Origin of the sequence: Paenibacillus baekrokdamisoli (assembly GCF_003945345.1) — a bacterium.
In the GTDB taxonomy this organism is placed as follows: Bacteria; Bacillota; Bacilli; order Paenibacillales; family Paenibacillaceae; genus Paenibacillus_Z; species Paenibacillus_Z baekrokdamisoli.
Window position 1 is genome coordinate 1,485,247 of sequence record NZ_AP019308.1, and the last position, 24,587, is coordinate 1,509,833.

Genomic DNA, 24,587 nt, shown 5'->3' on the forward strand with positions numbered 1-24,587 from the left:
ACGATGACATCTGTTAACAAAGAACAGGTAAAGCGCTGGAGATTGGTGCTTGGTGCAGCTTCTGAAGAAAAGCTACAGTCTTATGGCAGCAATGGCAGCATACTCGTTAATGATGCGGCATTGATGGATGAAGCGCTGGCCGCGATCTATGACAATACTGGCAGCAGCACAGATCTGGATGCCGGCGGTTCAGGACGTTCAAGATCTGCCGGATTGGGGGCATCCTCTCCGAAGCTGGCCAAGTGGCTGGGGGATATCCGTACTTTTTTCCCGGCAGATGTGGTATCAGTCATTCAGGCTGATGCGATTGAGCGGAAGGGACTAACACAGCTGTTGTTTGAGCCGGAGCTGCTCGCTCAGGTGAAGCCTGATATCCAAATGGTGGCGACGTTAATGGCGCTTAAGGGGAAAATTCCCGAGAAAACAAAAGAGACGGCAAGGCAACTAGTCAAAGCAGTGGTCGATGAAATTATCAAAAGGCTGTCGCAGAACATTCAACGCGCTGTCACAGGAGCCTTGAATCGGAGGCGGCATTCTCCGCTTCCTTCTTTCACAGGACTAGATTGGAACCGAACGATTCAAAAAAACCTCAAGCACTACGATATGGAGCGTAAGCTGTTGATTCCCGAGAAGGTTTATTTCTTTGATCGTGCTCGCAAGAGCAAGGAATGGACTGTCATCCTAGATATTGATCAGAGTGGCTCGATGGCGAATTCAGTGATCTATGCATCGATAATTGGCTCTATATTCGCTAGCATGCCCGCGCTGGATACACGTGTCGTAGCCTTCGATACCGAGGTGGTCGATCTGAGTGAGCAGTGTGCTGAGGATCCTGTTGACATGCTGTTCGGCATCCAGCTTGGAGGAGGAACCGATATTAATAAATCGGTTGCTTACTGTGAGCAGTTTGTTACGGAGCCAAAGAAGACGCTGTTCATTCTAGTAACCGATCTGTATGAAGGCGGGAATCGATCAGAACTGCTGCGAAGATTGGACGATCTGCAGCAGGCAGGAGTCAAAACGATCTGTTTGCTGGCCTTATCGGATCAAGGGGTACCAGACTATGATGAATCGGTAGCCAAAAGACTAGCCCAGTTCGGCATTCCCTGTTTCGGCTGCTCACCTGATCGACTCCCTGAATTGATTGAGGGCGCACTAAAAGGAATGGATCTGCAAATGCTGGCAGGCCGCGTACAAACAGGCTCGGATTAAAGAGGACAGTTGATTAACTCGTGTTATAGAAATCAGAAAAGTAGAATCAAGAAATAGGGAGACAACAGCGATCGTAAGAATGATCCGGCAGCAAAGCGGCCTTATTAAGCCATGATTTTCGGCCAAATAAAAGGTTGGCATTGCGTCTAAGCTGCCATGAGGTTATCATAAAATAAGTGAATCCAAAAAGAATCCCCTCGTTGTTGGGCTGGTGCTCAGCCGTTAACGAGGGGATTTATACGTTACATAGAATAAAAAAACGGAGCTGGATCGAGAGCGCTCCGTAATGAGTGAGATATAAGAATGATCAGTTGATTTTAAGAAAAGAGTCTGTTAGAATAAGATTTGGACTTCTCAATTCACTTATTTTTAAACGTGAATATCCAACATAATTATAGCACATGGGAGTTGACGAAGTCAAGCATATTTCTCTTCGATTGTATTTCCAATTATGAATGGTCCATTGTGAAAGGATGGGATTTGAGTGAGTAATCCAACCAACCAGGAGCAGCACATTGAACAGCAGCGCGTTGACAAGGTTATAGAGCTCATTAATGGTCGTATTGAAGTTCTTGAGGAAGAAACTTTAGGTTCGAAATCTGAAATGGTCGATATACGCAAAAATTTCTGGGATGATGTGACAGTCAATTTCGAGGATTCTGCCGAATCCGCGGAAACCTTTGCGAGCTTGAAGCAGCAGGCGGAGGTACTATCGGAACGCGAGCGTACTTACAAGCAAGCCGAGATACAGCTCCAAACGTTAAGGAAGCTTCAGCACTCTCCATATTTTGGTCGAATTGATTTTGTGGAAGAGGGTCAATCGCGTAAGGATCTCGTCTATCTGGGTATTGCTTCTCTTAGAGATAAGAATGACGAGGATTATTTGATCTATGACTGGCGTGCACCGATATCTAGCCTCTATTATGATTACCCGCCTGGTCCAGCCCAAATGGAGACGCCGATGGGGACCATTCATGGCGATTTATTAGTGAAACGTCAGTTTATGATTCGTGATGGAAAGATCATCAGCATGTTTGATACGGGTGTTACCATTGGGGATGAGCTGCTAAAGGAAGTACTCGGCAAACAATCTGATGCGCAGATGAAAAGTATCGTAGCCACCATACAACGGGAGCAGAATCGAATTATTCGTGATGAACGCAGCCGTCTGCTTATCGTACAAGGGGCAGCTGGAAGCGGCAAGACATCCGCTGCTCTTCAGCGTGTTGCTTATTTACTCTATCGTTACCGGGGAATACTCACTGCTGATCAGATTGTTTTATTTTCGCCCAATCCGATGTTTAACAGTTATGTATCGACCGTTCTGCCTGAGCTGGGTGAAGAGAACATGCAGCAGACGACGTTTCAGGATTATCTGGTTTATCGGATTGGACGTTCTTTCAAGCTAGAAGATCCTTATGTGCAGCTGGAGTATGCCTTAACTGCGGTGGAGGAGCCCGAATATGAATCAAGAATGGCTGGTATTCGTTATAAGGCCTCAGCTGATTACGTGATATTGATTGAACGATATTTGTCCCACTTAGGTCAGGAGGGATTGATATTCCGCGATGTTAATTTCCGTGGGGAAAAGGTTGCCGATGCAGAAGCAATTAGTGACTATTTTTACGGACTCCCTCGAACCCAGGCGATTGCCAACCGTCTTCGTCTTGTAGCGGAATGGCTGCTGGAACTGCTGAAGAAACGCGAGGCTGAGACTGCCTATGAAGCTTGGGTAGATGAAGAAATCGAGCTGCTGGATAAAGAAACGTATCTAAAGGCTTACCAAAGCTTAAGACGCAAAACGGGGTATTCGGGAAATTCCTTCGATGACTTTGACCGTGAACGAGATTTGCTAGCCAACTATGTTGTGCGTGAGGCGTTCAAGCCGCTTCGTTCTCTGGTACGTAAGTTAGGCTTTATTAACATTCGTGCTTGCTTCCGCAAGCTGTTTCTAGATCCGGAGTTTGCACAGGGCTTAGCTGTCGAATGTACAGGTGGATCGGGGCTTCCAGTTGAATGGTCGTCAATAGCGAAGCAAACACTTGCTCGATTAGATCAGCGTGTTATGGCGTACGAGGATGCGACGCCTTTCCTTTATTTGGTGGAGCGCATTCGCGGTTTCCAGGTAAATAATACCGTACGCCATCTCTTCATTGATGAGGCGCAGGACTATACGGCTTTCCAGTTTGCCTTTCTTATGCGGCTGTTTCCTCGGAGTAGAGTGACAGCGCTTGGTGATTTGAACCAGTCTATTCATGCTCATTCGGTTGGCGGAGCAAGTGGATTCGATGCGTTGAAGGAACGCTTCGATGACAAGCTGACAGAGACGATTATTCTGACACGAAGTTATCGATCGACCAGACCCATTGTAGAATTTACGAGGTGCTTCATTCCGGGAGGAGGGCTGATTGAGCCATTCAATCGTGATGGAGCTAAGCCTACCTTGACTGCTTTCACGGATCAGGAGGAACTTCAGCAGGAAGTTGGCAATCGAATTAAGAAGCTCCGCTCAGAAGGCTGTCGCACGGTTGCGGTTATTTGCAAGACAGCCGCCGAAAGTCTGAATACCTTTAACGCACTAGGAAGTGTCGGTGATTTACGGCTTATCGAGAAGGAAACAAACACCTTTGAGCCTGGAATCGTCGTTATACCTTCCTATCTCGCAAAAGGTGTGGAATTTGATGCGGTCATCGTTTATGATGCTTCGGCTGATTGCTACGGGCGTGAGAGTGAGCGGCGATTGTTCTATACGGTATGTACGCGGGCGATGCATGAGCTGCATTTGTACATGGTGGGAACAGCTTGGAGCCCCTTCATTACGGTGGAGGCGATGCAGTTGGCGCATGTGGAGAATAAACAAGAAGCCTAAAAGGTCGGTATTCACGAGCAAAATGCAAATGAGAAAGAGGTTACTCCCTTGGAATTAGTCAAAATTACTACTGAAGATCTACTTAAAGAAGCGCTAGCGATCCGTAATGAGGTATTCGTTGTTGAACAGGGTGTACCTGAAGAACTTGAATATGATGAATTCGATGTTTCGCCTCATGCCTGTCATCATTTTGTGCTGCAAGAGAATGGGAAAACGATTGCGGCTGGAAGATGGCGGGAATATGAGCCAGGCATTGTCAAGTATCAACGGATTGTCGTAGCTAAGTCCTCCCGGGGACGAGGGATTGGGAAGCTGCTGCTGCTTGGCATGGAGCAGGACGCGAAGAAGCTTGGCTACCATTCAGGCGTGCTGGATGCACAATGCTCTGCTGAAGCATTTTATCAGAAATTGGGATATGGCACGGAATCGACGGAGCCTTTCCTGGATGCCAATATTTTGCATGTGAGAATGAGTAAGAAACTGTAGTGGCTCTGATGAATGGATAGTAACCAGGCTATGACTGAGTATATCTAATAAAAGAGACGCTCTCATCATGGAGCGTCTCTTTTTCCATGGCTTGTGAGCGATAATAGATTCCATCAGGATACAATGAAGAGCATGTACGCATAGACAGAAAGGACGTCCTATGAAAATCTTACTATTAGGTGCAACAGGTCGAGTTGGAAGTGAAATCGCCGCTCATGCTCGAAGTGAGGGACATTCGCTTACCGTGTTAGTTCGTCATCCAGAAAAGATCGAGAACAGAGATGAAAGCATAACCATCGTTCAGGGTAATGTATTAAATCAGCTAGATATTAGTCAAGTGATGCTCGGTAATGAGGTTGTTATTTGCGCACTAGGCACGGATGGAGATACAACGCTATCAGACTGTATGCCGCTCATTGTTGAGGCAATGAACAACCATGGGATTAAACGAATCATTACCATTGGAACGGCTGGAATACTGAATAGTAAAACAAACCAAGGGTTACTTCGCTATCAATCGAGTGAAAGCAAACGTCGTACAACAAGGGCAGCAGAGGAGCACCATAAGGCGTATTTAATACTAAAGCAATCGGATCTGGAATGGACAATTGTGTGTCCGACCTATCTGCCCCTAGGAGAAGCTGTTGGAACGTACCGTGTTGAGCGCGATTATTTGCCGGATGGAGGGACAGAAATATCTGTTTATGATACGGCAGCATTCGCCTATCACCAACTGAAGAGTAGGGAGTATATGAGGTCACGTGTTGGAATTGCCTACTAGCTCAGTGAGTTCCATTATTAATATTCAATCATTAAACAGTAATTTGAAGCTGCAGTTTGGTTACAGGGGCTGTCCCAAAGGGTAAACCTGAGTGAGACAATCCCATGATATGTGCAAAAGAACCTTCAAAACCACTATGTAAGTGGAATCTGAAGGTTCTATTTTACCCAAATATTACGTGAAAAGTGGGGGCTGCATTTTCCGGAAATGACTTTTGGGAAAGCCCCTTTCCGTTTCTTTTTAGGATTTTTCTTCCTTCTGTATTTTCGCAGGGTTGTTGATTTTGTAGGGTACTGGATGCTTAGTTAGCTTCTTCACAACGATTTTGCCTTCAAAGGAGATCGTATCACCGATTTCCAATTCATATTTCTTGAGCGTTGCACTGTGACTGGACCAGGCTGTGCCGACTTGGATTTCGGGATCTGCTATCGAAACAGCATCATAGATGACGACTTCGTCTTCTGTATCCGAGAAATTGTTCGGCACTGTAGTGAATTCTATTACAGTTGCAGTCATTTTGACTTTTCCTTCAGGAAGCTCAAGTTTTTGTGCTTTTCCTTTTTTCGCTTTCCCTTTGGGAGGCTCCTTGATTGCGGGCTCTTCTATTAAAGCTTCATCAGAAGTCTGTGCTTGAACTGAAGTCTGTGATTCTTCTCTTTCTTCTTCTTGGAATATTTCAAGCGCTGCTTCTGCAGTATCGACCGTTTCAACTGCTTCAACTGCTTCAACTGCTTCAACTGCTTCAACTGCTTCAACTGCAGCCGCAGTAAGCTTCTGGCTGTAGTTGGATGCCTGCATCTCTTTTAGATAAGAGGGGTGGATGCAATGCTGTTGATTGTCAAATTCGATGACTGCGGTCATAGCATCCACATAACCGATAATCGTGCAGGCGAGATTCATACCGTTTCCTTTGTAGGAAAAGGCTTTTATTTTCGTTGCTTTCTCGGAAATTAGATTCCATTCCTGACATTTTTCAATCTGCTCTGCTTCGTTTTCGAAAGAAGTATATGTTGTGGGCTTTATAATGAATGCATGTACCATATTTTCTCCGCCTTTTTAAGTTTATTCTAAGCTATCTTATCATTTTTTCGGTTTGTTTGCTTCATGCTTTGCAGATAGAACTGAGGCAAAGATTCGCTTGCTAAATACTTGCCTAATGGAGACCCTCAAAGAGGGTTTTCAGCGTATTTCCACGAATACTCATGATAGGTTGTAAATACAGAAATTGATATTTTTTTGAGAAGGGGATCGCCTTGATAAAAATCGTATTGATTCGTCACGGACAGAGTGTGTGGAATGTTGAGAATAGGTTTACAGGCTGGACAGATGTAGATTTATCGGAAAATGGCCTTGTAGAGGCGCATCATGCGGGGACCATTTTAAAGAAAAATGGGTATTCCTTTGATATCGCCTTCACTTCCGTTCTTAAACGAGCGATACGAACATTATGGACGATTCTACAAGAGATGGATCTAATGTGGATTCCCGTTTATAAGTCATGGTCATTAAATGAGCGTCACTATGGGGCGCTGCAAGGGTTGAATAAAGCGGAGACGGCTGCCAAATATGGAGAAGAGCAGGTGCTTCTATGGAGAAGATCTGTAGATATTAGGCCGCCAGCTCTTGATAAGAATGATCCAAGATACGAGGCATCAAGCCCGCGATATCAGTCACTAAAGGAAGAGGAATTTCCACTTACAGAAAATCTAGAGGATGCAGAAGCAAGAGTATTGAAATATTGGGACGATAAGATCGTACCTGCTCTTAAAGAGGGTCAGAAGGTGATCATTGCTGCTCATGGCAATTCGATAAGAGCGCTTATTCAATACTTAGATAATGTATCAGCGGATGGGATCGTGAACCTGAATATCCCTACTGGTATCCCGCTTGTTTATGAATTAGATGATGATCTAAAGCCCATCAGGCATTATTATCTGGGAATGGGTGGCGAAGTGACGGAGGAAATTCTTCCTAATGAGCAGCAAAAAGAAAAATAGGTCAACATTATTCATTGTGATCGTAGTAATAAGCCGCCATCCTGGGATGGGGCTTTTTTTAGTTGTAGAGAACATTAGCAATCCATATGTTTCGTAATCATTGTCCTCATTGTCCCCCGACAAACAATCTCTATTTCCATTGCGCTTTGAATAGGCTTAATGGAGGAGAGTGGAACAATGACGAGAAAGAAGATGGGGTTGTTGGTCGGGCTAGTATTCGCAGCAGGCTGTTCCGGGGGAGGAAACATAGACTTGGATAAGTCTAAAGAATCCGAAGTTAACGGCTCTTACTATGCGATCGCAAGTCAGATAAACGATGTGAAATCCTTGCCGCAAAAGGAAACGAATGATAGTGGTATCCAAGTTATACAACCCGATGTGAAGCTGTGGCATTCATTGAAAGCAACAAAAAATACAAACCACATCACCTCTGAAACAAAAGGAATGATAACACCGCAGCTCTTTCCAGAGCGCTATACGGAAATCGAAGGCGTCTTAACCTTTAGGGGGAATAATTTGAGAGATGCACCTGCTTACGGCACGAGAGCGATTACAGAAAAGAAAATAGATAAGGTCTGGTCATTTCGCACCAAAAGCAGTTCTTGGGGCGGGGGAGCCGGATGGACCGGACAGCCTGCAATCGTTAAATGGAATTCTGCAGTTCAAAAGGTAATGAATCTCAAAGAAGAATTCGCTGCTAAGAAAGGCTTTGTGGAAACGATATACGCCTCTTTGGATGGAAATGTGTATTTCTTTGATTTGGAAAGCGGTAAGGAAAGTAGAAAACCAATCCAAATCGGAAATCCGATCAAAGGAAGTGTGTCGGTGGACGCAAGAGGATACCCTTTGTTATACGTCGGTCAAGGGATTCCGGAGAAGCATGAGATTGGTTTTGGTTTATACAGTTTGATAGACGGGACAAGGCTTTATGAGCAGAAGGGCATCGATGATTTTGCTAATCGCAAATGGGGGGCTTTTGATTCTTCAGCCTTGTTTAACAGGGAAGCGGATACCCTAGTCGTAGGAGGCGAGAATGGGTTGTTCTATTCCTTGAAACTCAATACAAGCTTTGATATGAATCGCAAGACGTTGTCTATAAAGCCACAAGCTGCAAAATACAAATATGTCATTGATAAGAAAACGGGCAGTCCATACAATGGAATCGAGAATTCCGCAGCCGTCTATAAGAACTTGGCTTATTTCAGCGACAATATGGGCGCGATTCAGTGCGTGGATTTACTTACTTTAGAACCCGTCTGGGCGCTCCCTCATACCGATGATACAGATGCTTCACTTGTGCTGGATATCGAAGGGGATAACCCATTTATATACACGGGTACAGAAGTTGATAAGCAGGGGGATCATGGAAATGCTCTCCTCCGCAAAATAGATGGATTAACGGGGAAAACAATCTGGCAGTTGAAATATCCGGCACTCACCATAAGAGGTGACCATCCCGTTAATGGAGGTCTGCTTGCGACACCTGTCAAAGGTAAAAGACAAATCAGTGATTTGATGATTTTTACAATTGCGAGGGTTAAGAAACTAAATGCAGGTCTTATGGTCGCTATCAATAAAGCAACAGGAAAAGAGGTATGGAGATGGGAGATGCCTAATTATGCCTGGTCATCTCCAGTTGATCTATACGACCAATCGGGGAAAGCCTATCTAATACAAGCGGACTCCATTGGAAATGTCCATTTATTGGACGGGAAAACAGGGGAAGTCGTACACACAATAAACTTAGGTGCAAACGTGGAAGCTTCACCTGCTGTCTATAATGACAGAATCGTCGTAGCTACTCGAGGTGGAATTATTTATTGTCTGAAAGTCAAATGATTGGGCTGCGGCGTGGAAGGGTATACAGGTAACATAGCCTTTCAATCGAAGGAGGAATACATAAATGTCGGAGTACAATCATGTCGTGCATAAAGACGGAGAATTAGAACCAGGTAAAATCAATCAGACGTTAGACAGAATGAATCCCGCAATAAAGGATGAGATTCTTGAGAATTTCGATGCGTTCAAGGGCTTTCTTGCCAAACGCATTGAGCTTGCTGAGAACTTTGGATTAAATGAGGAACAGCTGGCAGTGGTAGCTCAGAAGGTTGCAGGATACTTGGCGAAGCACGAAGAACCTCGTAACCGCGAGGAAAAGCTGCTTCAGGAGCTATGGAAAGTCGGCAACGAGGATCAGCAGCATCATCTGTCCCATATGCTTGTGAAGCTAGCCCAGTCTGGTCCATTAAACTGAAGAGGGCAAAAAGGTCATTGCTGGGCATAATCCGCCCTGCAATGACCTTTTTTCTAAATATAAGAAAGTAAAGTTTCCTCTATACTTTGCTTATATTTCAGAGGGAAGAAAATTGCTTCGCCGCTAAGGACGGCGTTAGCCGTTTCTTCTTGTACGCTGCGTTAATCAGTCGTTGTCTCCACATCTCGAAAAGCTTGATAGTAACAGCGCCGGCATACCGGTTTATAGTCTTCATTGCCGCCGATCTGAATCTGATCGCCTGTATTGACAGGCTCTCCATCAAGGAATCGGATCACCATCGTTGCCTTACGATCGCAATTCCAACATATTGTTTTTATTTCTTCTATTTTGTCCGCTTGTACCAATAGATTATAACTGCCTTCAAATAGCTGATTCTGAAAATCGTTCTTCAGTCCGAATGCCATTACAGGAATGTTCAGTTCATCTACAACCCGAGTCAATGCCAGAATGTGGTGCTTCTTAAGGAATTGTGCCTCGTCAATCAACACACAGTTAATTCGTTTGGTTCCAGGTAAAGTTAAGTAGGATTGTACGCTTTCGTAAAGATCGGTATCCTCATTTATTGGAATCGCAGCTCTTTCGAACCCTACACGGGAGCCTACCAGCTCTGCGCCGTCTCTTGCACTAAATGATGGCGAAAAAATGAGTACCTGCTTACCCTGCTCCTCATAATTATGAGCGACTTTGATAATTTCAAATGATTTACCGCTGTTCATTGTTCCGTACTTATAGTAAAGCTGTGCCAATTGAATCTCCTCCATATATCGCGTTCATCGATGTCTATGTGAACTAAATAGCCTTCTCTTATTTGAGCATATTTGCTCTTCTGTGACAAGGAAAGAGAATCAGGATTTTAGTTTCATAGATAAGAATGTATAATAAATAGAAAATGATATCAATAATAAGAAGTGAGTTGGAATATAATGGATAATGACAAGCAGCACTTAAGCATTGAAGCAGCTAAGCTTTATTATCAATTCGATTATAGTCAACAAGAGATTGCTACTCAATTAGGCGTGTCCAGACCAACCGTTTCCAGACTGCTTCAGCATGCGAAAGAAAAAGGGTATGTAAGAATTCAAATCATCGATCCTCGCGAAGACTTAGATATATTAGCGAATGAGTTGAAGCTCAAATATGAATTAGATACGGTTTTATTATGCTATTCTCCTCTCAATGAGTATGAAGAGATAAAGAAGCATATTAGCAAAAAAGCGGCTGAATATATCCACGATACCGTTCAGGATGGAGACATTATCGGTGTGACTTGGGGTACAACGATGCACGCTGTAGCGCTTCATTTACAACCGAAACCTGTAAGGGGAGTGGAGGTTGTCCAATTAAAGGGAGGCGTAAGTCATTCTCGTGTGAATACGTATGCCGCGGAAATTGTGAACTTATTTGCCGAGGTCTTTCACACCGCTGCACGTTATCTGCCGCTGCCTGTTATCTTTGATAGTGTTGCGGTGAAGGAAATGGTCGAAGAGGACCGTCATATCAGAAGTATTATAGAACTTGGCAAGCAAGCAAACGTAGCTGTCTTTACGGTTGGAACGGTTAAAGAAGACGCCCTGCTATTTCGTCTAGGCTACTTTAGTAAAGACGAGCAGGACATTCTTCGACATTCAGGAGTAGGCGATATTTGCTCACGGTTCTTTGATGCAGAAGGTAAGATATGCAGTGAAGCGATCAATAACCGAACGGTCGGCATTGATCTCCCCGATTTAAGTAAAAAGGAAAAGGCAATTCTTGTAGCAGGGGGTCAGCGCAAAATCGAGGCCATCGAAGCTGCTCTGAAAGGGAAATATGCGAATATTTTAGTTACTGATCAGTTTACTGCACAAGCATTATTACGATAAGTGAAGAGGCTGCACCCAAGGTCTAAGTTAGACTCGGGGTGCAGCCTCTTTGTTTATAGAACGAATCAAATACAGGGTTTGAACAAAATTTCATATGAATATTTACATATGTTCAGGCGCATGCTATCATAAGTATGTAAGTCAGGAATCGCATAAAAGGATGGTGGAATGATAATGATACATTTGTCCGAGATCATTGATCACACGTTATTAAGAGCGGATGCAACGAAAGCTGAGATATTAAAGTTAACGGAAGAAGCGAAGAAATATGGTTTTGCTTCGGTTTGTATTCAACCCACATGGGTCTCTTTTGGTTCAAAACAATTAGCGGGTAGTAAAGTTAAAGTTTGCACAGTAATCGGATTTCCACTAGGGGCCAATACTTCTGAGACCAAAGCTTTTGAAACCAAACAAGCCATTGCCGACGGGGCAACTGAAGTTGATATGGTCATAAATATTGGTCAACTTAAAGACGGCGATTATGCTGCTGTAGAGCAAGACATCAGAATCGTTGTTGAGGCTGCGGCTGGGAAGGCACTCGTTAAAGTGATTATTGAAACCTGTCTTTTAACGCAGGAAGAAAAAGTAATCGCTTGTCAATTAGCTGCCAAAGCAGGTGCTGATTTTGTCAAAACATCCACGGGCTTCTCTACTGGGGGAGCAACTGCCGAGGATATAGCGCTCATGCGTCAAACTGTAGGACCAGAAATGGGTGTAAAAGCTTCCGGCGGGATTCGCAATCTGGAAGACATGAAAAAAATGATCGAAGCAGGAGCAACCCGAATTGGTGCTAGCTCCGGTGTGAAAATCATGGAGAACGAAGAATCGACCTCTTCCTATTAATAGCAAGAATGCGGGTTCTGCTCCTAAAGAAGGAGCAGAACTCCATATCAAAAGAAAAGACACTATTAAACAAATAATAGATTTGTAAGCGTTCTTATATAGGGATAGAAATTAAATACATCATTGTATGACAACTAGAGAACGAGGAGCGAGATGACAATGAAATATTTAATTGCTATGCTAGGTATACTTGTTGTTTTTGGACTTACTTATATTGCCAGTAGTGATCGGCAAAAGATTCGGTATCGGCCGCTTGTAACCATGGTTATCCTGCAGTTCATATTGGCCTTTGTATTGTTGAATACTGTTGTTGGAACTTTTCTGATCAAAGGTTTTTCGAATGTTTTCGCAAAGCTGCTTGCTTACGCTGGAGAAGGGGTAAACTTTGTCTTTGGTGGAATAGCTAATGAAGGACAAGGCCCATTCTTCCTAAATGTATTACTGCCGATTGTGTTCATTTCGGTGCTTATTGGCATTTTACAGTACACCAAAATTTTGCCGCTCGTTATGAAGTATATTGGCTTGGTATTGAGCAAGGTAAATGGAATGGGGAAATTGGAATCCTATAACGCCCTGGCTTCTGCTATTTTGGGACAATCCGAGGTATTCATTTCTGTTAAAAAACAAATCGGCCTGCTGCCGAAAAATCGTCTTTACACCTTATGCGCTTCAGCGATGTCTACGGTATCGATGTCGATTGTCGGCGCGTATATGCAAATGATTGATCCTAAGTATGTAGTAACCGCTCTTGTACTCAACTTGTTTGGCGGTTTCATCATTGTGTCCATTCTTAATCCTTATGTTGTTGATAAGGAAGAAGATATATTGACCGTGCAGGAAAGCGAGAAACAGTCGTTTTTCGAAATGCTTGGTGAATATATTATGGATGGGTTCAAAGTAGCTATTATCGTGGCTGCCATGCTGATCGGTTTCGTCGCCCTTATCGCGTTTATTAACGGAATCTTTGACGGAATCTTCGGGATTTCATTCCAGCAACTACTGGGCTATGTGTTTGCCCCTATCGCTGTAATCATGGGCGTTCCTTGGAAGGAATCTGTAGATGCCGGAAGCATCATGGCGATCAAGATGGTTTCCAATGAATTCGTGGCTATGCTTGAGCTTGGTAAACAAACAGCCATGTCTTCAAGAACGATCGGAATTGTCTCCGTATTCCTTGTCTCGTTTGCTAATTTCTCGTCCATCGGTATTATCGCTGGTGCGGTTAAGGGCTTAAATGAAAAACAAGGTAACGTTGTAGCCCGATTTGGTTTAAGATTGTTATATGGCGCAACTATGGTTAGCGTATTGTCTGCCATCGTGGCAGGAATATTTATGTAAACACAGAGGACAATGAAGAGGAAGGAGCCAATCACAAATGAAAGCAACACCAAATTTCAAAAGGATTCATCTTATCGTCATGGACTCCGTAGGTATTGGCGAGGCACCGGATGCAGCTCAATTTGATGACTTCAATGTGGATACCATCGGACATATTGCGGAGGTTTGTGGTGGACTGAGTATGCCGAATATGGCTAAGCTCGGCTTATCCAATATTAAAGAAATTCAAGGTGTACCCAAAGCAGACCAACCACTGGCTTATTATACAAAAATGCAGGAAAAATCAAGTGGGAAAGACACGATGACAGGTCATTGGGAGATCATGGGCTTATACATTGATACACCATTTCGTGTCTTTGCCGATGGCTTTCCCGATGCATTAATCAATCAAATTGAAGAAAAAACCGGTCGGAAGGTGATTGGCAACAAACCTGCAAGCGGGACAGAAATTCTGGACGAGCTTGGGGAAGAGCATATGCGAACAGGGGCATTAATTGTTTATACCTCTGCGGATTCTGTTCTTCAAATCGCTGCACATGAGGACGTAGTTCCATTGAAGGAGTTATATGAGATTTGTGAATTTTGCCGAAAAATCACGCTAGAGGATCCCTATATGCTGGGACGCATTATCGCTCGGCCATTTCTAGGCGAACCAGGCAGCTTCAAACGGACTGCTAATCGCCATGACTATGCCTTGAAGCCCTTTGGACGTACAGTCATGAATGAATTGAAAGATGCTGGCTATGATTCGATTGCGCTTGGGAAAATTACCGATATTTATGATGGAGAAGGCGTCACAAAGACCGTTCGGACGGTCTCTAATTCCGATGGTATGGATAAATTCATTGCTACTTTGGATGAATCGTTCACTGGACTCAGCTTTTTGAATCTAGTCGATTTTGATGCGTTGTATGGACATCGACGTGACCCGCAAGGCTATGGTCATGCATTGGAGGACTATGATACGCGTCTTCCGGAAGTATTCGCTAAGATGACGGATGAAGATCTTTTGCTGATCACTGCCGATCATGGCAATGATCCCACATACCGGGGAACGGATCACACGCGTGAATATGTACCGCTATTAGCCTACTCGCCACGGTTTAAGCAAGGCGGCCAGGCGCTGCCAATTCGGGATACTTTTGCTGATATAGGGGCTACGGTTGCGGAGAACTTCGGCGTCCAAATGCCGGAGCATGGAACAAGCTTTTTATCGGATTTAAAATAAGCTCTAAACCATAATCAGTATTTGCTGAAGCTATTATTAACATAATAAAGGAGCAATCAAATGAGCGTTCATATTGAAGCTAAACAAGGTGAAATTGCAGAAACGATTCTACTTCCAGGGGACCCGCTTCGGGCCAAGCATATAGCCGACACGTATTTGGAAGATGTCATTTGCTATAATCAAGTACGCGGTATGCTTGGTTTTACAGGAACTTATAAGGGGAAGCGCGTATCCGTACAAGGCTCGGGCATGGGCATTCCGTCCATTAGTATTTATGTGAATGAGTTGATTAAGGAATACGGTGTGAAAACTTTAGTTCGTGTCGGCACTTGTGGTGCTATGCAGGAGAATGTGCATGTTCGAGATGTCATACTTGCACAAGCGACTTGTACAGATTCAAGCATGAATCGTCACGTTTTTGCCGATTATGACTTTTCGCCTATCGCCAGCTTCACACTGCTGAAGGCAGCCTACGATCGCGCTGTCGCTAAAGGCTTGAAGCTGCATGTAGGTAATGTGTTCAGCTCCGATATTTTTTATCGCGACGACAAATCAGTCGTACAGAAGCTCATGGACCATGGCGTATTGGCAGTGGAAATGGAAACAACGGCTCTTTATACATTGGCAGCGAAATTTGGGGTTAATGCCTTAACCATCTTAACGGTGAGTGACCATTTATTGAGTGGCGAAGAAACGACCTCGGAAGAGAGACAAACGACCTTTAATGAGATGATGGAAGTCGCTCTTGATACGGTAACCTCCCTATAACTCCATACTGTAAAAATAATCGATGAATGAGGAGAGTTTCCTATGAGAATGGTTGATCTAATTGCAAAGAAACGAGACGGTGAAGAGTTAACGACTGAGGAAATTAACTTTATTATCGAAGGCTATACCAAGGATGAGATTCCGGATTACCAAGTTAGCGCCTTAGCTATGGCGATCTACTTCAAAGATATGACAGAACGTGAACGTGCCGATTTGACGATGGCTATCGTGAACTCTGGGGATACGATTGACCTATCGGCTATCGAAGGAGTGAAGGTGGACAAACACTCCACAGGCGGAGTTGGTGATACGACGACACTGGTCTTGGCACCTCTTGTTGCAGCGCTCGATATTCCTGTGGCTAAGATGTCTGGACGTGGACTAGGTCATACTGGCGGCACGATTGATAAATTGGAAGCAATCGCAGGATTCCATGTAGAGATCGACAAAGAGGAATTCGTTCAATTAGTGAACAAAGATAAAATTGCAGTCATTGGCCAATCAGGCAATCTTACACCAGCGGATAAAAAGCTATACGCTCTGCGTGACGTAACGGCGACGGTTGATTCCATTCCTCTGATTGCTAGCTCGATCATGAGCAAGAAAATTGCTGCCGGGTCGGACGCGATTGTATTGGATGTGAAAACGGGTGCTGGTGCTTTTATGAAGACCGTGGAGGATGCCAAGGAGCTTGCCCATGCAATGGTGAGTATCGGTAATAATGTGGGTCGCAAAACAATGGCAGTTATCTCCGATATGAGTCAACCACTTGGCTTTGCCATTGGAAATGCGCTCGAGGTTAAAGAAGCTATCGATACACTGCAAGGAAAAGGCCCGAAAGACTTAGAAGAGCTTTGCCTTGCGCTCGGTCGTCAAATGGTTTACCTAGCCAATAAAGCAAGCTCGCTTGAGGAAGCAGAGGAAATGCTCAAAGAAGTCATTCATAATGGCAAAGCATTGCAAAAATTCAAAGACTTTATTACGAATCAAGGCGGGGATGCGTCGGTTGTCGATCATCCAGAAAAATTGCCGCAGGCAGCCTACCTCATTGAAGTACCTGCTCTAGAATCAGGGGTTGTAGCTGAAATTGTAGCCGATGAAATAGGCACTGCTGCTATGCTGCTTGGAGCTGGTCGTGCGACGAAGGAATCCACTATCGATTTGGCTGTAGGTCTTATGCTCAATAAAAAAGTTGGTGATCCTGTTAAAGCAGGGGAATCACTAGTAACGATTCATTCCAACCGTGAGAATGTAAAAGAAGTCATCCAAATGATATATGAGAATATTCGGATTGCTGACCATGCGGAGCCTCCTGTACTGATCTATGAAATTGTAACGGAGTAGCTTGAATATCGTCTGACGAGTTGAATCCAATTTGAAAGAAGAGTGAGGCTTCACGCCTTGCTCTTTTTTGCTCATTACACTCAAGTGGGTTCATTTGATAGGGGGTGTATCCTTCAAAAAACAGAACCTACCCGGTGAACAAAATACGGGTAGGTTCTGTTTATTCTTTATCAATTGGATTCCGAATACGGTCTTTATAGACATCCCAGTAGAAGTTTCCATTAGAGCTCTTTACCGCATAAAAGATATCCGGTATTTTTATTGCGTGTTTCTTTAGCTCCTGTTTGAACCATTCTTCCAGGTTATTCTCTTTTAGGTTATTTTCGATTATTTGTCCGTCCATGACGAGCTCGATAGGGAAGTTCATAATCGGCTGCAGCGCAATGTTTAGATCCTTTTTGAGAATTTGGCGAAATTCAGGTTTTTTGATTATCGATAATTTCCCGTTTAACTCAAGAACCGCGTATTCAACCTCTTCGATATCAAATACATCCTTCAACCTTAATTCCTGATTTAACGTATCCATGGTAAAATACAGCTTTTTCATATTATGTTCGAGGACTTTTCCCTTTTCAATTAATATAGTTGGTTGACCGGATACCCACTTCCTGATTTTGCGATTTTTAGTGGCAAGTATAGATAGCAGTAATGACACTAAACTGAAAGTAAGCAAGGAAATAATAAAGTACCATGTACTTACTTTGATGTTAAAAGCCAAGTTACCTGCCATAGAACCTAATATGATAACAAATGCAAAATCATGAAAACCCATATGAGATATAGCTTGCTTACCCAGTACTCGTGAAATAAGGATAACAATCATTATCGCGAGAATTGTCCTCGTAATAACTGTGAAATTTTCTAACAAGCTTGTCAGCACCCCTTATAAGTTCCTGCTAAACAGAAACTGAATCCACATTCATTATCTTCCCAATTAAATCCAGAATTTATTCATACACGAAAGTGAACTGGTGACCACGCAGGGAGAGTATATGAATGGATTACAATGCAATGACGAGTGACGAATCCAGAGCTTTGGGTGATAACTCTAGCCTAGGCAGCATAGAGTAAAATGAAATCTTTACATCTGGAGGTCGGCCTATGAAGAATGGCTTTGTAATTCGGTCATTAAATGAGATCCAATTTTGGTCTCGAATTATGAAAGAACACTCGTTTTTTTTAGGTTTGGGGTTCCGACGGGAGGATACTCAACTTATTGACGAGGCCAATCATTTTTACAAAATATTTGAAGGGATCGAACAAAAATCATATTCTTTTGGCGAGAATGCAGATCCAGCTACCATTTTACAATTTAACAAAGAAGTGCACACAGCAGTTACTTACATCTGGTTGTTTAAACGAAAAGTATTAGGACTTATACTTACATGTAAACTTCCTGGAGCAACGAACTTCCCTCTATTAGTGGATCATACCAGCAGGGAAGCAAAGTATTTCAGAAAACGATTAGAAGAATTAAATGAAGGCAAACTTGAACCGCTGCAGGATGCGATAATCGATGAAAATGTCTTTTTCTTAAAAATCATGGCAGACCATGCTAAATTCATCGGTCATCTTCTGGATCCCTCCGAGCGGAAACTTGTGGAACAGGCACGAGATTTTAGCCAAGACTTTGATCAGTTGTTATTTCAGGCAAAGGATTTAGACTCGATGCGCCCTCAGTCTCAAACCGTTCCGTTATTAGATCAGTTTCTTGACCAGAATAGGGTGTCTGTCAAATCGTTACGCGATTTCAAGAAAACAGCGAGTGAATTAATTAATGAATGCAAAATTAAAAGCATTATACATCCTTTATTGGCTGATCATGTGTTCCGCGAAGCAGAGAGATTTTTAGAAATTATTGATGCTTTTGAAGGGGCGTTAACAGGGAAGAGACCACCTAAACTTGATATTCATGAGGCTTAACTTTCGCCAGAAGGGGCCATAGTTTCATGAATTCATGGAAATCATTTAAAATTCATGGAAATCATATAAATACATGCTGAAAGCTGGCGTCTGTAACTTACAGGCACCCGCTTTTTTAGCGTTTTTGCTGATTTTTGCGCTTACATACATTTTGCATCATTTCACAGATTGAGTTTTGCGCCTTATAACGTTTATAATAAAACGAGAAAAAAGTCTAAAAGAAAAGGTGTCATTCATGAGCATATTAAACGTAGAACGACTAAGTCACGGATTTGGAGATCGAGCTATCTTCAACGATGTATCTTTCCGCTTGCTCAAAGGCGAGCATATCGGACTCATTGGCGCCAACGGTGAAGGTAAGTCCACCTTCATGAACATCATAACGGGTAAACTCCAGCCAGATGACGGCAAGGTTGAATGGTCCAAACGCATGCGTGTTGGATACCTCGATCAGCATGCGGTGCTTAGCAAGGGTGTAACGATCCGCGACGTCCTGAAGGGAGCCTTCCAATACCTGTTCGATATGGAGCAAGAAATGAACGATATGTACGGGAAAATGGGCGAGGTGACCCCGGAGGAGCTTGAGCAGATGCTCGAGGATGTCGGAACGATTCAGGATACGTTAACGAATCAAGATTTCTATATGATCGATGCCAAGATCGAAGAAACTGCCCGCGGGCTGGGACTAACTGATATTGGACTGGATAAGGACGTCAACGACCTTAGCGGCGGACAGCGGACGAAGGTATTGCTAGCAAAGCTTCTGCTCGAGAAGCCGGATATTCTGCTTCTTGATGAGCCGACCAACTATCTCGATGAACAGCATATCGAATGGTTGAAGAGATATCTGCAAGAGTATGAGAATGCATTCATTCTTATCTCTCACGATATTCCTTTCCTCAATAGCGTTATTAACCTGATCTATCATATGGAGAATCAAGAGTTGAACCGATACGTTGGGGATTATGACTATTTCCAGCAGGTTCATGATATGAAGAAACAGCAGCTTGAATCAGCCTTTAAACGTCAACAGCAGGAAATTGCGGGTTTGAAGGATTTCGTTGCCCGGAACAAAGCGAGTGTTGCGACACGAAATATGGCGATGTCCAGACAAAAGAAGCTCGATAAGATGGAAGTTATCGAAATTGCGAAGGAAAAACCGAAGCCGCAGTTCAATTTCAAGGATGCGAGAACTTCTGGCAAGCTGATTTTCGAGACGAAGGAGATTGTCATTGGATATGATTCTCCTCTATCTAGACCACTCGACCTCCGTATGGAACGTGGTCAGAAGATTGCGCTTGTGGGTGCAAACGGAATCGGTAAAACGACGTTACTGCGAAGTATTTTAGGTGAGATCCAAGCGCTCTCAGGCTCCGTTCAGCGGGGAGAGCACCTCAACATCGGCTACTTTGAACAGGAAATGAAGGAAGCTAATTATACGACATGCATCGAGGAAATATGGAATGAGTTTCCCTCACTTTCGCAATTCGAGGTACGTGCAGCATTAGCTAAATGCGGTCTTACAACAAAGCATATCGAGAGCAAAATTGCTGTGCTTAGTGGCGGTGAGAAGGCGAAGGTACGACTTTGCAAGCTGATCAACCGTGAAACGAATCTTCTTGTGCTCGATGAGCCGACGAACCACTTGGATGTGGATGCGAAGGACGAGCTTAAGCGTGCCCTCAAGGCTTATAAAGGCAGCATCCTGCTGATTTCCCATGAACCGGAATTTTATCGCGACATCGTTACAGATACATGGAACTGTGAATCCTGGACAACGAAGGTGTTTTAAATCGTCGCCTATAGCCGATCTGATTGTTAATGATCAGATCGGTTTTTTTCTGCGCGCTGATAAAGTGTGAAAACAAAGAAGGGGATCATTGGAAATTCGTTGTCGTAGGACAGCGTCTCCCGCAATATATTGAATAGTAATTCGATTATTGATGGGAGGTTATCTGTAGCTGAAGCATCGTTTTCTTCGATATACCATTGTTTCTCTCGCCGTTCTTTTATTGTGGAGTGTTTCATTTACGCCTAAGGTGGATGCAAAGGATAATAATAACGATTTGATTATTATTAACAAAAAAACGAATAAGTTGGCTTATTTTAGCAATGGAGAAATGATTAAGACCTTCTCTGTAGCTACCGGCAAAAAGAAGCAGTTAACACCTGAAGGGACTTTTAAAATTGCTAATAAAATTAAAAATAGGCCCTACTATAAAGACAAAATTCCAGGAGGCGACCCCCATAATCCTTTAGGAGACAGATGGTTAGGCTTGGATGTGAATGGTACAAAAGGAACAACGTATGCCATTCACGGTAATAACAATGAGAGATCTATTGGGAAGTATGTTAGCGCTGGCTGCATTCGTATGAAGAATGATGAGATTCACTGGCTCTTTTCCCAGGTCAAAATAAATACCGATGTTATTATTACGAATTCAACACTTACATTGGAGCATATTGCAGCCAATCATGGCTATCAGATCGGTCAGATGAAGTTTGAAGGGAAATTGCTTGTAAATGGTGTGAGGAAGGAATTGGATAGTGATTTATTATTAAGTAACTCACAAGTTTTTATCCCATTACGAGAATGCTTTGAAATTCTAGGGGCCAAAGTGGAATGGAGTCAATTAACGGGGATAGTAACCGCCACGATTGGTAATCGCATAATTACGCACAAACCGCTCACGAGCAAAGCTGCTGTTAATGGAGTATCCATTGCTATCACAACCTCTCGTTTACAAGATGACAAAGTCATGCTGCCACTGCGGAATATCGCTGAGATTACCGGTTATAAAGTGATATGGGATGCTAAAGGAAAGACAATTCAAATCTCTGATCATGGAGACGAAGAGGTAAATTAATAGGCTTCCCCAAAAGGGTAACGCTGAATGAGCCAGTCCCACAAATCGAATTATGAAGCCTCCAGAACCACTGTTAAAGTGGAGCTGGAGGCTTCATTTTATTATCATTGCTGAAGCTATGCCTTCTCTACGCCCATGAGAGTATCCCGAGCGATATCCAGAAAAGCGCTAATGGCGGGCGAGAGCCATTTCTCTTTATGCCAGAGCATTTGTGTAACTACGCGCAATTCCGGCATTTCCCAAGAGAGAGCGACCAGTTCGCCCCGATCCAATTCGTTTGCTACCACCATTTCGGGGAGAAAGGCGATACCGAGGCCTACCATCGCGCACTGTTTGATCGCTTCCGCACTGCTGAACTCCAAATTCATGGTGCTGTCGATGCCTTCCCGCGTAAGTGCCCGGTCGAACAGTGTGCGATAGGTGCACCCTTTCTCGTTAAGCAAAAACAGCTCCCCTTGAAAATGTTCCGGAAGAAGATTGCTCCACTTAAGAAGAGGATGGTTCGGCGCGACAAGAAGCTGGAAAGGTTCCTCGATCAATGATTCGATAGCGAGACCCGTCGAACGGAGCGGCTCGTCTAGTAGAAAAACCACATCGGCCTTTCCATCGCAAAGACTCTGCTTAAGATAATCGCTAGGAGTCGGACGAAAGATGAGGCGAACGCTGGGATGATGCTCGCGAAAACGACGAAATAAGGCAGGCAGCCGATAGGCGCATAGCACTTCGTTCGCACTAACGGTCACGGTTCCGGTCACTTGTTCACTTTCGCACATGACGATTCGTGCTTCGTCCAGCGTATTCAGCACTTTATCGACGTAGAGAAGAAATCGGTTTCCTGCATCGGTCAGGACAAGCTGCTTGCCGAGACGGTCAATAAGGCGAACCCCCAGCTCTTCCTCCAGTGCTTGCATCTGCATCGTGACGTTCGAAGGGACATAATTTAAAGCAGCGGCGGCACGACTGAAGTTGAGCGTAGAGGTTACGGTTCGGAAGGTAACAAGCTGGCGCAGTTCCATAGTCTGTATCCTCCAACATTCAATATTTTTGAATCTTAATGTCAAGAATGATTAATTTACCTGATCTTATCTTCAATATAAAATAAAAGCAAGAGGTGCTGTACGCGCTGCACTTCTTCAATACGATCGAATGGAAGGAGCCTTTGCGATGGATTATGAAATTTTCGAGCTTGGTGACGTTACACTGCAGTCTGGAGTGATGCTGCCTGACGCTTTCTTGGCCTACAAGACATATGGAAGGCTTAATGCCGATAGGAGCAATGCCATCGTCTATCCGACAGCATTCGGTGACCGGCATCATAATAATGAGTGGCTGATAGGTGAAGGCATGGCGTTGGATACTGAGAAGTATTTTATCATCGTTCCAAATTTGCTCGGAAATGGTCTGTCATCGTCTCCCAGCAACACGCCGCCGCCTTTTGACAAATCTAACTTTCCGCAAGTCACGATCTTTGATAATGTTCGGCTTCAGCACCAGCTGGTGACCCGTAAATTCGGGATTGAGAAGATTGCTTTAGTCACAGGCTGGTCGATGGGCGCACTACAAACGTTTCAATGGGGTGCGAGTTACCCGGATATGGTGGAGAGGATCGCGCCGTTTGCCGGTACTGCGAAGACATGGCCTCATACCTTTGTGTTCATTGAAGGCGTAAAGGCACCCTTGCTGGCAGATGCCTTATGGCGGAATGGAAATTATACGGAGCCACCGACAGCCGGTTTACGAGCTATTGGGCGTGTCTACGCCGGATGGGGCTTCTCGCAGGCATTTTATCGCGAGGAGAGCTTCCGTCAGTTGGGATATCGCACGCTGAACGATTTTCTTGCCGGCTTCTGGGATCGTAGCTTTCTCGGATTGGACGCCAATAACTTGCTGGCGATGCTCTGGACGTGGCAGCATGCCGACATTAGTGCCAATTCCATGTACTGCGGTGACTTTGAGAAAGCTTTGAGGAGCATAAAGGCCCACGCAACCGTCATGCCGGGAAGAATGGATTTGTACTTTACTCCTGAAGATAGTGAGTATGAGACAAGACGGATTCCCAATGCCAACTTCCGTCCCATTGAGTCGATTTGGGGTCATTTTGCTGGTCGCGGTATCAATCCTGACGACACGGAATTCATTGCTGCTCAACTGAAGCAAATACTGGATGTATGCTGAATAAACATTCCATTAGCAGTTAATCTTATTTGTCATCATCTCTCAGAAGGTTATAATTACTGAGAGGGAGTGTGAGTGATGAGATTCTACATCGTTTTTTTTATAGCCATTTTGCTTGATCAAGTCTCAAAAATATGGGTTCGGCTGCATTTGCCCACGGGAGATTCGTTGGAAATATGGACCGGCATTCTTCATTTTACACATTATGAGAACAGCGGGGCTGCATCCAGCATGTTTCAGGGTTATGGAAGGTTGTTTGTTCCTGTGGCGATTCTAGCGGTGGTCTTCGTTCTTTATTTCCGCAGAAAAGGCCATCTCAACAGATGGCTCTTGGATGTGGGAGCTGCGCTCTTTGCAGGAGGCGCAATTGGCAACGCTATTGATCGTGTTCTGTTTAACCAGGTGACTGATTTTATTGTCTTTCAGTCAAGTAACGGCATTATGAATGTAGCAGATTTGGTGCTAAATCTAGCTATTCTTCTATTGGGGTTAGATCAGCTATTGAAGTATTGGAGAAACAGAAGAACGAGGTATTATCACAAAATATAAGAAAGTATAAGTTTCCTCTATACTTTGCTTATATTTCAGAGGGAAGAAACTTGCTTCGCCGCCAAGGACGGCG

The 24,587-nt window shown here is 43.9% G+C and carries 22 protein-coding genes; 18 read left to right on the forward strand and 4 right to left on the reverse strand.

Features of this window, described 5'->3' with window-relative positions:
- Positions 1 to 3 precede the first annotated feature (3 nt).
- The 4 genes from EKN16_RS06485 to EKN16_RS06500 all read left to right on the forward strand — a co-directional run bounded on the left by EKN16_RS06485 (position 4) and on the right by EKN16_RS06500 (position 5,348).
- On the forward strand, positions 4 to 1,212 hold the full coding sequence (locus tag EKN16_RS06485) for a VWA domain-containing protein (RefSeq protein WP_125654727.1): 1,209 nt from the start codon (positions 4 to 6) through the stop codon (positions 1,210 to 1,212).
- Positions 1,213 to 1,696: 484 nt separating this feature from the next.
- The gene (helD, locus tag EKN16_RS06490; protein WP_232016253.1) at positions 1,697 to 4,081 is read left to right on the forward strand and encodes an RNA polymerase recycling motor HelD; all 2,385 of its coding nucleotides are present in this window, start codon (positions 1,697 to 1,699) and stop codon (positions 4,079 to 4,081) included.
- A 48-nt stretch (positions 4,082 to 4,129) separates the two neighbouring features.
- Positions 4,130 to 4,567 (forward strand): GNAT family N-acetyltransferase, encoded by a 438-nt coding sequence (locus EKN16_RS06495; protein WP_125654729.1) that lies wholly within the window; start codon positions 4,130 to 4,132, stop codon positions 4,565 to 4,567.
- A 160-nt stretch (positions 4,568 to 4,727) separates the two neighbouring features.
- Positions 4,728 to 5,348, forward strand: coding sequence for an NAD(P)-dependent oxidoreductase (locus EKN16_RS06500; protein ID WP_125654731.1), 621 nt, complete (start codon positions 4,728 to 4,730; stop codon positions 5,346 to 5,348).
- Between the two features lie 240 nt (positions 5,349 to 5,588).
- Here the strand turns inward: EKN16_RS06500 and EKN16_RS06505 are convergent, their stop codons facing one another.
- Positions 5,589 to 6,389, reverse strand: a complete 801-nt coding sequence (locus EKN16_RS06505; protein ID WP_125654733.1) for a hypothetical protein — start codon at positions 6,387 to 6,389, stop codon at positions 5,589 to 5,591.
- A 212-nt stretch (positions 6,390 to 6,601) separates the two neighbouring features.
- Here EKN16_RS06505 and gpmA point away from each other — a divergent pair, with 212 nt between their 5' ends.
- The 3 genes from gpmA to EKN16_RS06520 all read left to right on the forward strand — a co-directional run bounded on the left by gpmA (position 6,602) and on the right by EKN16_RS06520 (position 9,599).
- Positions 6,602 to 7,345, forward strand: a complete 744-nt coding sequence (gene gpmA, locus EKN16_RS06510; RefSeq protein WP_125654735.1) for a 2,3-diphosphoglycerate-dependent phosphoglycerate mutase — start codon at positions 6,602 to 6,604, stop codon at positions 7,343 to 7,345.
- Between the two features lie 177 nt (positions 7,346 to 7,522).
- Positions 7,523 to 9,184 carry an outer membrane protein assembly factor BamB family protein gene (locus EKN16_RS06515; protein ID WP_164522698.1) on the forward strand — a complete coding sequence of 554 codons (1,662 nt, stop codon included), beginning with the start codon at positions 7,523 to 7,525 and terminating at the stop codon, positions 9,182 to 9,184.
- Between the two features lie 64 nt (positions 9,185 to 9,248).
- The gene (locus EKN16_RS06520; protein ID WP_125654739.1) at positions 9,249 to 9,599 is read left to right on the forward strand and encodes a DUF3243 domain-containing protein; all 351 of its coding nucleotides are present in this window, start codon (positions 9,249 to 9,251) and stop codon (positions 9,597 to 9,599) included.
- 161 nt (positions 9,600 to 9,760) lie between these two features.
- Here EKN16_RS06520 and EKN16_RS06525 read toward each other — a convergent pair whose 3' ends face one another.
- The gene (locus EKN16_RS06525) at positions 9,761 to 10,366 is read right to left on the reverse strand and encodes a thymidine kinase (protein ID WP_125654741.1); all 606 of its coding nucleotides are present in this window, start codon (positions 10,364 to 10,366) and stop codon (positions 9,761 to 9,763) included.
- 177 nt (positions 10,367 to 10,543) lie between these two features.
- On the opposite strand from EKN16_RS06525, the gene EKN16_RS06530 reads away from it, so the two are divergent.
- The 6 genes from EKN16_RS06530 to EKN16_RS06555 all read left to right on the forward strand — a co-directional run bounded on the left by EKN16_RS06530 (position 10,544) and on the right by EKN16_RS06555 (position 17,000).
- Positions 10,544 to 11,479 carry a DNA-binding transcriptional repressor DeoR gene (locus tag EKN16_RS06530; protein ID WP_125665936.1) on the forward strand — a complete coding sequence of 312 codons (936 nt, stop codon included), beginning with the start codon at positions 10,544 to 10,546 and terminating at the stop codon, positions 11,477 to 11,479.
- Positions 11,480 to 11,653: 174 nt separating this feature from the next.
- Positions 11,654 to 12,322, forward strand: coding sequence for a deoxyribose-phosphate aldolase (gene deoC / locus EKN16_RS06535; RefSeq protein ID WP_375782073.1), 669 nt, complete (start codon positions 11,654 to 11,656; stop codon positions 12,320 to 12,322).
- Between the two features lie 159 nt (positions 12,323 to 12,481).
- On the forward strand, positions 12,482 to 13,660 hold the full coding sequence (locus tag EKN16_RS06540; RefSeq protein ID WP_125654743.1) for a NupC/NupG family nucleoside CNT transporter: 1,179 nt from the start codon (positions 12,482 to 12,484) through the stop codon (positions 13,658 to 13,660).
- A 37-nt stretch (positions 13,661 to 13,697) separates the two neighbouring features.
- Complete coding sequence (gene deoB / locus EKN16_RS06545) at positions 13,698 to 14,888, forward strand: phosphopentomutase (protein WP_125654745.1); 1,191 nt, start codon at positions 13,698 to 13,700, stop codon at positions 14,886 to 14,888.
- A gap of 60 nt (positions 14,889 to 14,948) precedes the next feature.
- Positions 14,949 to 15,656, forward strand: coding sequence for a purine-nucleoside phosphorylase (deoD, locus tag EKN16_RS06550; RefSeq protein ID WP_125654747.1), 708 nt, complete (start codon positions 14,949 to 14,951; stop codon positions 15,654 to 15,656).
- A gap of 42 nt (positions 15,657 to 15,698) precedes the next feature.
- On the forward strand, positions 15,699 to 17,000 hold the full coding sequence (locus EKN16_RS06555; protein ID WP_125654749.1) for a pyrimidine-nucleoside phosphorylase: 1,302 nt from the start codon (positions 15,699 to 15,701) through the stop codon (positions 16,998 to 17,000).
- A 160-nt stretch (positions 17,001 to 17,160) separates the two neighbouring features.
- On the opposite strand, the gene EKN16_RS32875 is transcribed toward EKN16_RS06555, so the two are convergent.
- Positions 17,161 to 17,880 (reverse strand): DUF421 domain-containing protein, encoded by a 720-nt coding sequence (locus EKN16_RS32875; RefSeq protein ID WP_331852370.1) that lies wholly within the window; start codon positions 17,878 to 17,880, stop codon positions 17,161 to 17,163.
- Between the two features lie 221 nt (positions 17,881 to 18,101).
- Here EKN16_RS32875 and EKN16_RS06565 point away from each other — a divergent pair, with 221 nt between their 5' ends.
- The 3 genes from EKN16_RS06565 (at position 18,102) to EKN16_RS06575 (ending at position 21,790) form a co-directional block, all read left to right on the forward strand.
- Positions 18,102 to 18,923, forward strand: coding sequence for a DUF2935 domain-containing protein (locus tag EKN16_RS06565; RefSeq protein ID WP_125654751.1), 822 nt, complete (start codon positions 18,102 to 18,104; stop codon positions 18,921 to 18,923).
- Between the two features lie 235 nt (positions 18,924 to 19,158).
- Positions 19,159 to 20,715 (forward strand): ABC-F family ATP-binding cassette domain-containing protein, encoded by a 1,557-nt coding sequence (locus EKN16_RS06570; RefSeq protein ID WP_125654753.1) that lies wholly within the window; start codon positions 19,159 to 19,161, stop codon positions 20,713 to 20,715.
- Between the two features lie 247 nt (positions 20,716 to 20,962).
- The gene (locus EKN16_RS06575) at positions 20,963 to 21,790 is read left to right on the forward strand and encodes a L,D-transpeptidase family protein (RefSeq protein ID WP_232016255.1); all 828 of its coding nucleotides are present in this window, start codon (positions 20,963 to 20,965) and stop codon (positions 21,788 to 21,790) included.
- A gap of 116 nt (positions 21,791 to 21,906) precedes the next feature.
- On the opposite strand, the gene EKN16_RS06580 is transcribed toward EKN16_RS06575, so the two are convergent.
- The gene (locus tag EKN16_RS06580) at positions 21,907 to 22,806 is read right to left on the reverse strand and encodes a LysR family transcriptional regulator (protein ID WP_125665945.1); all 900 of its coding nucleotides are present in this window, start codon (positions 22,804 to 22,806) and stop codon (positions 21,907 to 21,909) included.
- A gap of 148 nt (positions 22,807 to 22,954) precedes the next feature.
- Between EKN16_RS06580 and EKN16_RS06585 the strand changes: the two genes are divergently transcribed.
- Both EKN16_RS06585 and lspA read left to right on the forward strand, forming a co-directional pair.
- On the forward strand, positions 22,955 to 23,965 hold the full coding sequence (locus EKN16_RS06585; RefSeq protein ID WP_125654758.1) for an alpha/beta fold hydrolase: 1,011 nt from the start codon (positions 22,955 to 22,957) through the stop codon (positions 23,963 to 23,965).
- A 78-nt stretch (positions 23,966 to 24,043) separates the two neighbouring features.
- Positions 24,044 to 24,514, forward strand: a complete 471-nt coding sequence (gene lspA, locus EKN16_RS06590) for a signal peptidase II (protein ID WP_125654760.1) — start codon at positions 24,044 to 24,046, stop codon at positions 24,512 to 24,514.
- The last annotated feature ends 73 nt before the right edge of the window (positions 24,515 to 24,587 follow it).

What these genes read in the sequence shown, in the direction of transcription:
- EKN16_RS06485 (WP_125654727.1), top strand. Translation starts at nt 4, where the DNA reads ATGACATCTGTTAACAAAGAACAGGTAAAGCGCTGGAGATTGGTGCTT.
- EKN16_RS06500 (WP_125654731.1), top strand. Translation starts at nt 4,728, where the DNA reads ATGAAAATCTTACTATTAGGTGCAACAGGTCGAGTTGGAAGTGAAATC.
- EKN16_RS06505 (WP_125654733.1), bottom strand. Translation starts at nt 6,389, where the DNA reads ATGGTACATGCATTCATTATAAAGCCCACAACATATACTTCTTTCGAA.
- EKN16_RS06515 (WP_164522698.1), top strand. Translation starts at nt 7,523, where the DNA reads ATGACGAGAAAGAAGATGGGGTTGTTGGTCGGGCTAGTATTCGCAGCA.
- EKN16_RS06520 (WP_125654739.1), top strand. Translation starts at nt 9,249, where the DNA reads ATGTCGGAGTACAATCATGTCGTGCATAAAGACGGAGAATTAGAACCA.
- EKN16_RS06530 (WP_125665936.1), top strand. Translation starts at nt 10,544, where the DNA reads ATGGATAATGACAAGCAGCACTTAAGCATTGAAGCAGCTAAGCTTTAT.
- deoC (WP_375782073.1), top strand. Translation starts at nt 11,654, where the DNA reads ATGATACATTTGTCCGAGATCATTGATCACACGTTATTAAGAGCGGAT.
- EKN16_RS06540 (WP_125654743.1), top strand. Translation starts at nt 12,482, where the DNA reads ATGAAATATTTAATTGCTATGCTAGGTATACTTGTTGTTTTTGGACTT.
- deoB (WP_125654745.1), top strand. Translation starts at nt 13,698, where the DNA reads ATGAAAGCAACACCAAATTTCAAAAGGATTCATCTTATCGTCATGGAC.
- deoD (WP_125654747.1), top strand. Translation starts at nt 14,949, where the DNA reads ATGAGCGTTCATATTGAAGCTAAACAAGGTGAAATTGCAGAAACGATT.
- EKN16_RS06555 (WP_125654749.1), top strand. Translation starts at nt 15,699, where the DNA reads ATGAGAATGGTTGATCTAATTGCAAAGAAACGAGACGGTGAAGAGTTA.
- EKN16_RS06565 (WP_125654751.1), top strand. Translation starts at nt 18,102, where the DNA reads ATGAAGAATGGCTTTGTAATTCGGTCATTAAATGAGATCCAATTTTGG.
- EKN16_RS06570 (WP_125654753.1), top strand. Translation starts at nt 19,159, where the DNA reads ATGAGCATATTAAACGTAGAACGACTAAGTCACGGATTTGGAGATCGA.
- EKN16_RS06580 (WP_125665945.1), bottom strand. Translation starts at nt 22,806, where the DNA reads ATGGAACTGCGCCAGCTTGTTACCTTCCGAACCGTAACCTCTACGCTC.
- EKN16_RS06585 (WP_125654758.1), top strand. Translation starts at nt 22,955, where the DNA reads ATGGATTATGAAATTTTCGAGCTTGGTGACGTTACACTGCAGTCTGGA.
- lspA (WP_125654760.1), top strand. Translation starts at nt 24,044, where the DNA reads ATGAGATTCTACATCGTTTTTTTTATAGCCATTTTGCTTGATCAAGTC.